Below are 13,144 nucleotides of genomic sequence, written 5' to 3'. Positions count from 1 at the left end.
TTTCCCTGTTTGCCGGACGAGCCGAAAAAATCCCTCACATTTTTATCCTTCTTGCCGGCGCGCCGGTATCGCGGGCGAGCAGGCGCACCGGCATTCGCGACCAGGAGGCCAGGCCGGCGACGCGCACCGGGAGCATGCGGGTGAGCAGCTTCAGCGCCGCCGCCACATCGCCAACCTGAAACACACCGGAGACGGCGAGATCGCGGATCTCGGGCGCCACGCTCACCGATGCGTGGCGGTAGCGGGACAACTCCGCGGCGAAGCTCTCCAGGCTCATGTCGCGTGCCGCCAGCACGCGATCGACCCACCCAAGCGGATCAAGCCGGGCAGCTTGCGGCGCAGGCACGACGCCACCACTGGCGAGTTCGTAGCAACCCCCTGCAGGTGCAGCCAACCCATCAACATGCGGACCGGCAGCCATCCCGTGCAAATGGCCCTCGCCCGCCTCGACATGCACCAGGGCTCGCCCAGTGTCGAGCCGGACTGCGAAGACGGCAGCGCCCTCGCAAGCCACAGAGCCGAAGGGGCACAACACCTGCAGGGCAAGCATGTTCGCCGCGCCCCGCAGCGTCGCGTCGACGTAAATTTCTCCACGCAGGAGTTCGACATGCTCCGTCCGGTCCTCAAGACTCAACCTGACGGCCGTATTGGTATTCAGCCGCAAGGTGCCTCCGCCGCCGAGAGACACCGTCCGATAGCCACCCGGTGCAGTGCTTGCATACACGGCCTGGCTACCCGCCTCATCGCCCCAGCGGCGTCCCGCAAGCATGGGCAGCACAGCGGCAACCGCAAGCATGGCGACAAACTGGCGCCGACGCCTACGGCGGCCACCCGCGACGGCGAACGCATCGACAACACCCGTCGAGGCCTCGCCCGGCGGCAAGGCGCATAGTGCGCCACACATCCACTGCACACGCTGCCATGCCAATTCATGACTGGGGTGGACCGCACGCCACCGTTCGCAGGCGGCACTGTCCGCATCACCCGAGCGCATGCGAATCGACCACTGGATGGCCGACTCGACCACCTCGGCGCTCGGCTCCACCGCCGCGAGGGGATTGACGACACCAAGCCCCACCGTCATCTCAGCCATGAACCGGTTCGCCAAGCGGCACGTTTTCGAACACCTGCTGGTAACAGTGGCGCATCGCCGCCGCCAGGTCGCGCTCCACGGTCGCCCTCGACAACGAGAGTCGCTCAGCGACCTCAGCCAGGGTGCAGTTGTCGATATGGACCAGGATGAACACCTCGCGCATCCGCGGCTTGAGTCGTCCGAGCAAGGCATCGAGCCTCAAGAGCACCTCAAGCACCATAAGGCGATGCTCCGGGGACGGCTCGAAACCCTCCGGGCGCGACGCCAGGGCCTCGGCGTAAGCGCGCTCCAGATCCGCACGCCGCCAGTGATCCACCATCAAACCATGCGCAATCACTCTCAGATAGGCGCGCGGCGCCTTGAGCTTGACCGCCTCGGTCGCCCCCTGCCTCGCCTGAATCAAACGCACGAAGGTGTCTTGCGCCAGATCAGCGGCATACTGGGGACAACCCAGCCGCACGCGAAGCCAGTCCTTCAACCAGGCTCTGTGTTCTCGATACAGCAGTTCTATCGATTTCTGACGGGGAAGAGAGAGCATCGAAACAGTCAATCAACCGTGATAGGGCCAATTCTGACCAACTTGCCAGAAAGGCCTCGCCCACTCGCAAGGCGCCCTGGCGGCTCGCAGAAGCATCCCGCGCAAGCTGCCAACATCGGGGGCCTTCAACGAGCACAGGTCGAAGACGGCACCCCGGCGCCAGCAAGGAGCGCTCAGAACTTCACCACCCCCTTCATGACGCCCCAATGCCCGGGGAAGGAGCAGAAGAAGCTGTAATCCCCCCCGTCACCTAGCCGTTCGACATCGAAGGTCACGGAGTCCGACTCGCCGCCGCCGATCATGGCGGTATGCGCGATCACCCGAGGATCGTCGGGAACCAGATAGCCATTCGCCGGCCCAGCCTTGGCGCCATCGGTGGCGACCGCCTGAAGATCGGCGGTCTTCGCCAGTACCCAGTTGTGCCCCATCGACACCTTGGCAAGCTTGCCGACGTGTTTGAGATGAACCGTGAACTGCTTGCAACTGCGATCGATCGTGATTTCCTTCAGATTGAACTGCATCGCATCGTTGCTTTCGACCGTCACTTCGCAGGTCGCAGCAGACAATGGGGCCGCGCCTGCCAACAAGGCGAGCGCTAGCATCAGGTGTCGCTTCATCGAGTATCTCCTTATCAGGAATTTGGACAGGGCAGACGAGCCATGCTGAGCCGCCAAAATAGTAATGATTCTCAATCGTAACAAATTACGGTAAAACGGTGTCGACCAACGCTCTCCTGCCCCCACACACCATCGTCTGACGAGGAAGAACATGTACCGCCTTTGGATCACCCTGACTGGGCTGCTCGGCGCCATCGGCGTCGCCGTCGCCGCCTGGAGCACGCACGGCCTGCCGGCCTATGTCATGGCGGAAGACCTACCGCTTGCGCTGGAACGCGCCCGCAGCGCCAGCCTTCATCACATGCTGCACACCCTCGCCCTCTTTGGTGTTGCCCTTTGGTACCGCTGGCAACCCAGCCTGTGGCTGAACGTTGCAGGTGCCCTGTTCACCGTCGGCATCGCAGGCTTCGCTGGTGGCATCTATCTCATCCGCATCATCGGCGGTATCGACTACGGGGCACTTGCCGAGGTCATCCCCTTGGGAGGCTTCTGCCTGATCTTTGGCTGGCTGGCGCTGGCGGCAGCGGGGTGGCGAAGGGGGTAAAGAGTGTACTCTTGGGGCGGCACGGGACCTTGACGGGAGCGCTCTGGAACACGCCAGTCTCGCGGGCGGGCCGTAACGCGAATTGACGCCCTCCGAGGAAACCTACAAAATAAGAACCATTCTCGATAGCCAGCCACCCTGACCTCAGGCAGCCAGCCAGCGCTTTCCTCCCCGCCCGGAGTCGCCCGTGCCCGCTGCCCACCCCATCACCGACCTGTATGCAGACCACCACCGGTGGCTGCATGCCTGGTTGCGCAAGAAGCTCGGTTGTACGCACCGCGCGGCGGACCTCGCGCACGACACCTACATGCGCCTGCTCAACCGCGAGGAGATGCCCGTCCTCGACGAGCCCCGTGCATTCCTGGTCACCGTTGCCCAGCGAGTGCTCTCCAACCACTGGCGCCATGAACGCGTGGAACGCGCCTTCCTGGAGACGCTGGCGCAGTGGCCCGAGGCAGTAGCGCCTTCGGCAGAGGAAAAGGCCTGCCTGCTGGAGACGCTGGTGGAGATCGACCGCCTGCTCGACGGCCTGCCCGCCGTCGTCAAGCGCGCCTTTCTGCATGCGCAGCTCGACGGCATGAGCCACACCGAGATCGCGGCAACGCTGGGCATCTCGATCAGCTCGGTCAAGCGCTACCTGATCAAGGCCGGTACGCAATGCTACTTTGCCCTGGCGTTGGACTGAATGTTCGGCCTGTCACCCGCATCGCCGGCCAACACTGACAACTCGCCACCGCTGGCGGGGAGTGAGGGCAGGATTGACGGCGTCTCCGCCGATGTCGCCCGCCAGGCGGTCACCTGGCTGGTCGAACTGCAATCTGCCAAGCCGGGATCGGACATCGAACGGGCAATCCTGGACTGGCGGGCGCGCGATCCAGCACATGAGCGCGCCTGGCAGCGCATCGAGGCGGTCAATGCCCGGCTGGACGGGCTCGCCTCACCGCTCGGTTCGGCGCTGGCGCAGGCGGCACTGACGCGACCGGCCTCGCGCGGACGGCGCCAGGCCGTCAAAATGCTCGCTGCGGCCCTGTTCGTCGGTGGTGTGACGCTGGCAACGCACGACCACGCACCTTGGCGCCCCTGGATCGCCGACGCACGCAGCAGGACAGGAGAACGGCGTACGCTGCAACTGGCCGATGGCAGCCGCGTGCTGTTGAACAGCGACAGCGCGCTCAACATCGCCTTTTCGGATCACGCCCGCAGGCTGCAACTGGTGCGCGGCGAGATCCTCATCGACACCGGGCGTGACGAAGCCTTCCCAAGGCCCCGACCGTTCCAGGTGCTCACCCCGCACGGCGTGTTGCAGCCACTGGGCACGCGTTTTTCCGTTCGACTGTACGACGACAGGACGCGACTTGACGTTTTCGCGGGAGCGGTCCAGATCCGTCCCGCGGGCACCGCCGCCCCCAGCCTTACGGTCGGTACGGGGAACAGCGCGGAGTTCGCCGGGCACACCATTCTTGCCAGCGGCACTGCCGACGATGACCGCATTGCCTGGCAGGACGGCATGATCGTCGCCAGCCGCATGCGTCTGGCCGATTTCCTGGCCGAACTCGACCGCCATCGCCCGGGCCGCCTGAACTGCGATCCGGCCGTGGCAGCGCTGCGCCTGTCGGGCTCCTACCCACTGGCCGAACCGGACAGAATCCTCGATGCGCTACGCCGCACGCTGCCGGTCGAGATTCACTACCTCACCCGCTACTGGGCAACGGTGCGGGCAGCACGCCGCGGTTGATCTATTTTCGATCAGGCTGAGCTGTTTTCGAATCTCGCGAGACATGGAAGGCAAGCCTCGACGCTTGCCCACCCTTATCAAGGATTCGATGATGCGCCCACGACACAGCAACACCCCCATAGTCCAACGCACCCTGCTCAGCCTCGCCGTTGCAATGGTCGTCACCGGAGTCTTCCCGGAGTCCGTCCACGCCGACGTGACGGCCAGCAGCGCCGCCACGGCCCGAAAGAAGTATGACATCGGCCCCGGCTCGCTCGAGAGCACGCTCAACCGCTTCGGGCGGGAAGCCGGCATCCTGCTGGCCTTTCCGAGCGACCTCGTCGCCGACCTGAACAGCGCCGGGCTGCGCGGTACCTACTCCCCGCAAGAGGGCCTCGACCGCCTGCTGGAAGGCAGCGGACTGGAGGGCTTTCGCGACAGTGGCGGCAAGTACGGGCTTCGCCGTACTGCCCGCGCGCAGCGAGCGGGCGGCACCGAGGCCACCCTGGAGGCCGTGCGTGTAACCGCCGGGTTCGCAGACAGCACCGCCACCCCTGGACGGGTCAGTGCCCGTACGCTTGAGCGTTATGCGGCAAACGACCTGGAAGACATCCTGGCCGGCCAGCCTGAGGTCTCCGTCGGCGGCGGACATGGAATCGCACAAAAGATCTTCGTGCGCGGGGTCGAGGACACTCTGGTCAGTGTCTCGATCGACGGCACCGTCCAAGGCAACCGCGCCTTTCATCACGCTGGCCGCCTGCAGCTCGAACCCGAGCTGATCAGCCGTGTCGAGATCATGCCCGGTGTCGTGGACGCCACGGCCGGCCCGGGCGCCCTAGGTGGCGCCATCCGCTTCATCACCAAGGACCCGGAAGAGCTGCTGCGCCGGGACGAAAAAGCCGGTGCACTCGTGAAGGGCGAATACACCGGCAACGCCGAAGGCTACAAGGCCCACACCACGGTCTTCGGCCGCCTCGGCGGCAACTGGTCGGCCATGGCCTCGATGACCCGCCTGGACCAGAGTGACTACGAGGACGGTAGCGGCGAACGCGTCCATAGCACCGGCTCACAGCAAGAATCGAGCTTCTTCAAGGTGGTCGGCAAGCTGACCACCGAGCAGACCCTGCGCGTGACCTACGACCGGCATGACAACGAGGGCATGCGCAACCAGCGCCCGCAATGGATCCGCAGTTCATGGAACCCGGCCTATCCGATGAGCAGCGAGCGCAGGACCTGGAATGCGGGCTACACCTGGAAGTCCGACAACCCGCTGCTCGATCTCGCCGCCAACCTTTACCAGACGCAAACCGACTTCGAGCAGAATGTGATCGGCCGCTGGGGCGTCTATGTCGCACAGATGGAGTCGACAGGCTTCGATATGCGCAACACCAGTGTCCTTGGCCGGCATCGCGTAACCTATGGCTTCGACTACCGCCGCGACAAGGTCAACGCAGGCTCGCTCTCCAACCTCAATGAGGAAACTGGAAACGGCGATGTCCGCGGTTTCTTCGTGCAGGACCGTATCCAGTTGGCTGACCCTCTGCATATGGACATCGGCGTCCGTCACGACCGCTACGAGGTCACCGACGACAGCGGCACTACCATGAAGGCCAGCGGCTTCAGCCCGAACGTCGGCTTCACCTACGCTCTGACGCCGGAACTCATTCTGCTCGCGGCTCACTCACGCGCGCTACGCGGCCCGGGCAACATGGACGCCTTCAAGATGTCGGTGGCCACAAACGCTCCCGGACTCAAGGCGGAAAAGGCCCGCTCGTCCGAGCTTGGGGCCGAATACGAGCGTGATCGACTTCGGCTCGGCGCCAAGGTGTATGAGACCCTCATCGACAACGCCATTGCCGACCCTCTCGGCCGCCCCAACCGCTACGAGAACGTCGGCCAACTGAAATCGCGCGGGCTCCTGCTGACGGCAGGCTACCAGTGGAATCGCCTGACCATGGCGGTTAACTTCCATCGCAACCTGCTTACGCTGAACGACGAAGTACCCAACGGTTACGCCCACAACGGACTCGGCATCAGCCAGGGCAACACCGTGACCGCAAGCCTCGACTACACGCCCAACGACCGCCTCGAAATGGGCTGGCAAGGCCGTTTCGTGCGCGGCATCGACAGTCAATCCACCGTCGTCGGCACGATTGGCAAACCGGGCTACGGCGTCCATGACCTCTATGCACGCTGGCACCCGAGCGGTCGCGACAACTACACGGTGAGCCTGAGTGTCAGGAACGTGTTCGACAAGAGCTACCTCGACCACGCCACCACGGAGGACTTCCAGCACATTCCGGGCTACGAAGGCGTCGTCGGCTCGCGTGAACCGGGGCGCGAACTGCGCATCGGCCTGAGCGCACGCTTCTGACCATCCGGTACGAGCCAGCCCCTGCTCCCTGGCGATGGTTCAAGTACGGAACATCGCCAGGAGCGCAAACGACGTGCATCGAGCGCAGCGATTTGGGCGCTCCGCACCTCCCATGACCGCTTGAGCAGCGACGACACAAGTGCCATAATGAGAACCATTCGCATAACAGATTAGCCAGCCAACCCACTCCGGGCCAGCCAGCAAGACCGCCTCCCGGAGACCCACGTGAGTACCGCTGCGACTTGTCGGGCAGCCATCGGCAGCCTCTATCGCGAACACCATGGCTGGCTGCACGGCTGGCTGCGGCGTCGCCTCAACTGCAACCAACAGGCGGCGGATCTTGCGCAGGACACCTTCTTGCGGCTGCTTGCCAAGGACGAGATGGTCGATCTTCGCGAGCCGCGTGCCTACCTCACCACCATCGCGCACGGGCTCGTCGTAAACCACTGGCGTCGCAAGGCGCTCGAGCAGGCCTACCTCGAAGAGCTGGCCAGCCGCCCCGAAGCCTTCGCACCGTCGCCCGAAGAGCGTGCACTGGCAATTGAAGCGCTGGTCGAGATCGCCCGCGTGCTCGATGGCCTGCCGCCCCGCGTGCGGGATATCTTCCTGCTGTCGCAGATCGAAGGCCTCACCTATAGCGCCATCGGCAGCGAGCTCGGCGTCAGCATCAACGTGGTCCAGAAGGCCATGATCCGAGCCATGGCGCATTGCTACAAAGCGCTCTACCCCGCATGACCCATTCCTTGGACCAACTGCACGATCCCCGTACGCCACCGGCTGACGATGGCCGCCCGATCGCTGAGGCAGTCGTCGATCGGGCCATACACTGGTTCGTGCTGCAGTCCTCCGGCCACATCTCCGCTGCGGACCGACGTGCACTCCAGGCCTGGCGCGAGGCGCATCCCGACCACGCCCACGCCCTCGCACGGCTGGAGCACATGGGACAGATCATGCAGGGCCACAACGCCGGAGCCCCGGACCTGGCGCGCGCGACACTGACACGTGCCGGGCGCATGGGGCGGCGACGCATGCTCGGCCACCTGCTCTGCGCCGGCGCAGCGGGCGCGCTACTGTGGTGCGGCCGTGACGAACTCCACGCGCTTGCTGCACCGGCGGACCTTAGCACCGCGGCCGGTGAGCTTCGCCGCATAACCCTCGCGGACGGTACTCAGTTGCGCCTCAACAGTGCGACCGCTGTCGATCTTCGTTACGACGACAAGGCAAGGCGCATCGTGCTGCGCGAGGGCGAGATCGAGGTGGTCACCGCCCCCGACCCCGCAGGCAGGCCACTGTCGATCGACACCAGGGATGCACGCCTTGTGCCGGTCGGCACCCGCTTCCATGTCCTGCAACTGGCAGACCATAGCCGACTCGGCGTACGTGAAGGCGCTGTAGACATTCTCTTTCGCAACCGCGGCCCAACCGCACGCATCGAAGCCGGTCAGCAGGCACAGTTCGACCACGATCGGCTGCTCGCCCGCACTGGGCTCAATGAAAGCACGCATGCGTGGACCGAAGGCATGCTGGTAGCGGCCAACCGCCGCCTCGATGACTTCCTCGCAGAGATCGCACGCCATCGCGCTGGACACCTCCAGTGGAGCCCGGAGGTCGCTGCCCTGCGCATCACCGGCAGCTGGCCACTGCACGGCGACCAGCCCACCGATACCGTGCTCGCCTCGCTCGAAAGACGGTTGCCGGTGCGCATCCAGACCCTCACCCGCTACTGGGTGCGCGTGCTACCTCGTGCCGAAGGCTGACCCCAAGCATCAAAAAAGTTGGCAGGTTCTTCGGTCTCGTTGGGCATACCAGGCTGAGGCCTCGCGGAAATCGCGTCCGCACCGGCCCGACCACTGTCCGACCACAGGAAATTTCGATGAACCCGAACCGCAGTCACCAGCCAACCCACCATCGTATGGCTCCAATTGCACGTGCGCTGTTGCTCACCTTCCTGGGCAGCGGCATTGCACTAACCTCTGCATCGGCACTGGCGCAATCGGGCGCCGAGCATACCGTACGCCAGTTCGATGTCCCGGCGGGCAGCCTGGACCAAGCCCTGAGCCGCTTCGGGCAGCAGGCGGGCGTACAGCTCGCAGTCGATGCGCAACTCACCGCCGGTCTGTCCACCCCCGGCGTCAGCGGCCAACTGTCTGCCACCGACGCGCTGCAACGCCTGCTGCGCGGGACAGGCCTCGATGCGGTACGCGACAGCAGCGGTGAGATCACCCTCCGCAAGCGGCCCACCGGCCCGACCACGCTGCAGGCGGTTCAGGTCAGCGCCAACCAGCTCGGCGAGATCACCGAAGGCACTGCTACCTATTCTCCCGGAGCCATCGCCACTGCCACCCGTCTGGTGCTCTCGCCCCGCGAGACGCCGCAGTCGATCAGCGTGATCACGCGCAATGAGATGGATGACTTCCAACTCACCAACATCGACAAGGTCATGCACCACACGCCGGGCATCAGCATCCTGACCTATGACAGCGAGCGCACCGTGTATTACGCGCGCGGCTTCGCGATCAACAATTTCCAGTACGACGGCATTCCGATGGAGCGCAACTCCGGCTACTCAGCCGGCAATACGCTCAGCGACATGGCGATCTACGACCGTGTCGAGGTGCTCAAGGGCGCCACAGGCCTGCTCACCGGCAGCGGTGACCCAGGCGCCACCATCAATCTGGTTCGCAAGAAGCCGACGCGCGAGTTTCAGGGCCACGCAAGCCTCGGCGCGGGCTCGTGGAACAACTACCGCACCGAGGTCGATCTGTCCGGCCCGCTCAATGCAGAGGGTACGGTGCGCGGACGTGCCGTCGCCGCCTATCAGGACCGCGAATCGCACCTGGATGGCTACCGCCGCAAGACACCGGTGTTCTACGCCATCCTCGAGGCCGATCTCGGCACCAGCACGCTGCTGACTGTCGGCGCCGACTACCAGGACAACAAGCCAACGCGCTCGACCTGGGGCGGCATCCCGATCTACGACACCACAGGCAACTTCAACAAGCGCCCGCGCTCTTTCAACAACGGCGCCACCTGGAGCAGTTGGGAACAGTACACGCGTACAGTGTTCGCCACACTCGAACACTACTTCGACAACGACTGGGTGGTGAAGCTTCAGCTCAATCACCAGATCAACGGCTACGACGCGCCGTTGGGCGCGGTCGGTGGCGGCAACCCGAACCCGGCAGACGGCTCCGGTACGCGCATGTGGGTCGGTCGGTACATTGGCAAGACACGTGCAGACGCCGCCGACTTCTACGCCAGCGGCCCGTTTGAGCTGTTCGGCCGCAAACACGAGTTGGTGCTTGGCGGCGGCGCCAGCGACCGCCGCTGGACCAACAAGGGCGACGGACCGCAGGTCGGCTACCCAACCAGCGTAGCCGACTATTACGGTTGGAACGGCAGGGTGCCGGAACCCAACTGGAACGACCCCGCAGCATGGCATGGTCAGAATGACGAGACCACGCGCGAGAAGGGGCTCTACAGCACCGTGCGCTGGAACCTGCGCGACAACCTCAAGCTCATCACCGGCGCACGCGTTTCCAGCTACGACCGCGGCAGCATGAACGAGTCCGGTGTCGTCGTCCCCTACCTCGGCATCGTGTACGACCTGAACGGCACCCACTCCGTATATGCCAGCCACACCGGCATCTTCAAACCGCAATCGCGGCGCGACGAGTCCGGCAAGGCCCTCGATCCGCTTGAAGGCAACAACCTCGAACTCGGTATCAAGAGTGCGTTCCTGGGCGGTCGGCTCAACACCAGCGCAGCCATCTTCCAGCTCGAACAAGACAACTTCGCACAAGCCACGGGCGGTCTGACACCCGACGGCGGCACCGCTTACCGCGCTATCAGCGGCGTCAAGACCAAGGGTTACGAACTGGAACTGTCCGGCCGGCTCGATGCGCACTGGAGTCTCCACGCTGGCTACAGCCACAGTGTGTCGCGTCGGCAGGGTGAGAAGGTGTCCACCCTGGCGCCAGCCAACCAACTCTCGATCTTCGCAACCTACAAACCGGGAGGCGAAGATGGCCGTCTGACGCTCGGCGGTGGCGCACGTTGGCAGGACGAGACCTGGGGCGACGTGTTCAACCCCGCGGCCGGCGGCATGGTCAAGCACACGGTGGCCGACTACTGGGTCGTCGACGCGATGGCCAGCTATCGCTTCAACAAGCAGCTGACCGGCACCCTCAACGTCAGCAACCTGCTCGACAAGAAGTACTACACGATCTTCAATGCATACAGCACCTACACTTGGGGCGAGCCACGCAGCGTGAACGTGTCGATGAAGTACGCCTTCTGACAAGCGCGTAACCCGACGCCACCCGGCTCGCCCTGACGTGCCGGGTGGCAACGCGGCCGACGGTCCTCGCCGCTCCCGACTGCCTGACCGACTTGGCCGAGCGTACTCGGTGCTGCATTTGCGTCTCCCCACCGTCGCATGGATAATTGCGAATCATTGCTATTACGCACTCTATCCATACACTCCGGGCCGGTTGTGAGTTCATCTGCTTACGCATCATCCTCATCGGTAGAGCTTGTCTACCGCGACAACCACAACTGGCTGCAAGGCTGGTTGCGTCGGCGCCTCGGCAATGCGTCGGAGGCGGCCGACCTGGCCCACGACACCTTCATCCGGCTGCTCCGCTCACCGCAGCAGTTCGACAGCCAGCCGGCGGCACGTGCCTACCTGCGGGTCGTCGCAAATGGCCTGTGCATCGACTTGTGGCGCCACCGGGAAATCGAACGCGCCTGGCTCGACACCCTGGCAGTGTTGCCCGAGGCCCAGGCGCCGTCGCCCGAGGATCAGCACATCGTCCTGCAGGCCCTGCGCGAGATCGACACCATGCTGCGCAGTCTTTCGGCCAAGGCTGCCCGGGCCTTCGTGCTGTCCGCCGCCTGCGGCATGACGCACCAGGAGATTGCGTGCGAACTGGGTGTCAGCTCGCGCACGGTGCGTACCTACATCACCCAGGCCATGCTGCACTGCATGAGGCTTGAGGCCGCCAGTGTGGTCGGCGGGGGCGTCAAGCAAGAATGAGCGCCCTCCCGCCCGGCCTGCGTGCGCCCAGCCACGAGGCCATGGAACAGGCCGCCACCTGGTTCTCACTGCTTAACTCGGGTCATGCCACGCCCGCTGACCGCGAGCGCTGGCAGGTCTGGCTCGCTAGCGGTGGCGAGAACCATGCCGCCTGGACCTTCGTCGAGCGCGTCAGCCAACGCTTCGCCCCCTTGCAAACCACCCCCACACCACGCCTGGCCGCCGATGTCCTGCAGACGGCCAACCAACGGCTGGTCAAGCGCCGCGCACTGCTGGGCGTCGCCGCAATGGCAGGCACCGGCGGCCTGCTCGGCTGGGCCGCCTGGCAGCAGGCGGGCTGGGTCGATCCGCTGCTCGCCCATTTTGCCGATCACCACACCGCCACCGGAGAACGGCGCGACGTCGTCCTTGCCGACGGCACCCAGGTCTGGCTCGCCAGCGCCAGTGCCTTCGATCAGGACTACCGCGCCGACCGGCGCCACCTGCGCCTGCGCAGCGGCGAAATCCTGATCCAGACCGCTGCCGACAGCGGCCGACCCTTCTTCGTCGACACCGCCCACGGGCGCCTGCGCGCCCTCGGCACCCGCTTCAACGTCCGCCTGGACGAAGCCGGCGGCACCCAGCTTGCCGTCTATGAAGGCGCAGTGGAAATCACGCTGGCCCACAGCGGGCACAGCACCGTCGTCGCCGCCGGCCAACAGGTCCGCTTCACCGCCGACCGCCGGGACGATACAACGGCGGCCGACCCCGCCCGCGAAGCCTGGTCGCGCGGCATCCTGCTGGCGCAGGACATGCCCCTGGCGCAAGTCGTCGCCGAACTCGCCCGTTACCGTCGCGGCCACATCGCCGTGGCGCCGGAAGTCGCCGATCTCACGGTGCTCGGCAGCTATCCGCTGGACGATTTCAACGGCACCCTGACCATGCTCCAGCAGGCCTTGCCCATCCAGGTGCGCCAGCCGCTGCCCTGGTGGACCACCATCGAAGCCCGCGCCCGCTGAACACCCTGGCGGGCGTTCGAAGAAATTTCGCCGAAAACTTCCACATTTTTCGCCCTCATCCGGTTTACCCCACAGGGACACACAAGTCGCCATGTGCGCGCCCCCGTTTTTGCGGGGAGCAAACATGTAGCCACTGCCACCCGCCCTGGCATCCAGCCCGCCAGGGCAGTCAGGCACCAGCCAAGCCCGTGACGAGACCTGCACCGCCGCTGGCGGGCAGGTTCCGGC

At 65.1% G+C, this 13,144-nt stretch carries 12 protein-coding genes; 9 read left to right on the top strand and 3 right to left on the bottom strand.

Annotation, left to right across the window (positions count from 1 at the left end; genetic code table 11):
* Positions 1-34: 34 nt before the first annotated feature.
* The 3 genes from P7F68_RS09625 to azu all read right to left on the bottom strand — a co-directional run bounded on the left by P7F68_RS09625 (position 35) and on the right by azu (position 2,248).
* Positions 35-1,093 carry a FecR family protein gene (locus P7F68_RS09625; RefSeq protein WP_277832679.1) on the bottom strand — a complete coding sequence of 353 codons (1,059 nt, stop codon included), beginning with the start codon at positions 1,091-1,093 and terminating at the stop codon, positions 35-37.
* The gene (locus P7F68_RS09620; RefSeq protein ID WP_037982566.1) at positions 1,086-1,631 is read right to left on the bottom strand and encodes a sigma-70 family RNA polymerase sigma factor; all 546 of its coding nucleotides are present in this window, start codon (positions 1,629-1,631) and stop codon (positions 1,086-1,088) included. Before P7F68_RS09620 ends, P7F68_RS09625 begins: the two co-directional genes overlap by 8 nt.
* A gap of 173 nt (positions 1,632-1,804) precedes the next feature.
* Complete coding sequence (azu, locus tag P7F68_RS09615; RefSeq protein ID WP_002938767.1) at positions 1,805-2,248, bottom strand: azurin; 444 nt, start codon at positions 2,246-2,248, stop codon at positions 1,805-1,807.
* Between the two features lie 151 nt (positions 2,249-2,399).
* On the opposite strand from azu, the gene P7F68_RS09610 reads away from it, so the two are divergent.
* The 9 genes from P7F68_RS09610 to P7F68_RS09570 all read left to right on the top strand — a co-directional run bounded on the left by P7F68_RS09610 (position 2,400) and on the right by P7F68_RS09570 (position 12,916).
* Positions 2,400-2,792 (top strand): DUF423 domain-containing protein, encoded by a 393-nt coding sequence (locus tag P7F68_RS09610; protein ID WP_002938766.1) that lies wholly within the window; start codon positions 2,400-2,402, stop codon positions 2,790-2,792.
* Positions 2,793-2,979: 187 nt separating this feature from the next.
* Positions 2,980-3,477, top strand: a complete 498-nt coding sequence (locus P7F68_RS09605; protein ID WP_277832672.1) for a sigma-70 family RNA polymerase sigma factor — start codon at positions 2,980-2,982, stop codon at positions 3,475-3,477.
* Positions 3,478-4,527 carry a FecR domain-containing protein gene (locus P7F68_RS09600; RefSeq protein ID WP_277832670.1) on the top strand — a complete coding sequence of 350 codons (1,050 nt, stop codon included), beginning with the start codon at positions 3,478-3,480 and terminating at the stop codon, positions 4,525-4,527.
* A gap of 91 nt (positions 4,528-4,618) precedes the next feature.
* On the top strand, positions 4,619-6,880 hold the full coding sequence (locus P7F68_RS09595; protein WP_277832668.1) for a TonB-dependent receptor: 2,262 nt from the start codon (positions 4,619-4,621) through the stop codon (positions 6,878-6,880).
* Positions 6,881-7,105: 225 nt separating this feature from the next.
* Entirely contained in the window at positions 7,106-7,615 is a 510-nt protein-coding gene (locus P7F68_RS09590) for a sigma-70 family RNA polymerase sigma factor (RefSeq protein ID WP_002938750.1), read from the top strand.
* On the top strand, positions 7,612-8,637 hold the full coding sequence (locus P7F68_RS09585) for a FecR domain-containing protein (RefSeq protein ID WP_277832665.1): 1,026 nt from the start codon (positions 7,612-7,614) through the stop codon (positions 8,635-8,637). The genes P7F68_RS09590 and P7F68_RS09585 overlap by 4 nt, the downstream gene beginning before the upstream one ends.
* A 116-nt stretch (positions 8,638-8,753) precedes the next feature.
* Positions 8,754-11,180 (top strand): TonB-dependent siderophore receptor, encoded by a 2,427-nt coding sequence (locus tag P7F68_RS09580; RefSeq protein WP_277832664.1) that lies wholly within the window; start codon positions 8,754-8,756, stop codon positions 11,178-11,180.
* A gap of 195 nt (positions 11,181-11,375) precedes the next feature.
* Positions 11,376-11,918 (top strand): sigma-70 family RNA polymerase sigma factor, encoded by a 543-nt coding sequence (locus tag P7F68_RS09575; protein WP_037982563.1) that lies wholly within the window; start codon positions 11,376-11,378, stop codon positions 11,916-11,918.
* Positions 11,915-12,916, top strand: a complete 1,002-nt coding sequence (locus tag P7F68_RS09570) for a FecR family protein (protein WP_002938740.1) — start codon at positions 11,915-11,917, stop codon at positions 12,914-12,916. Before P7F68_RS09575 ends, P7F68_RS09570 begins: the two co-directional genes overlap by 4 nt.
* Positions 12,917-13,144 lie beyond the last annotated feature (228 nt).

Source organism: Thauera mechernichensis (genome assembly GCF_029588855.1).
Classification (GTDB): domain Bacteria; phylum Pseudomonadota; class Gammaproteobacteria; order Burkholderiales; family Rhodocyclaceae; genus Thauera; species Thauera mechernichensis.
The sequence above is the reverse complement of the archived record's forward strand: the minus strand, read 5'-3'. Positions and strand labels throughout refer to the sequence as shown.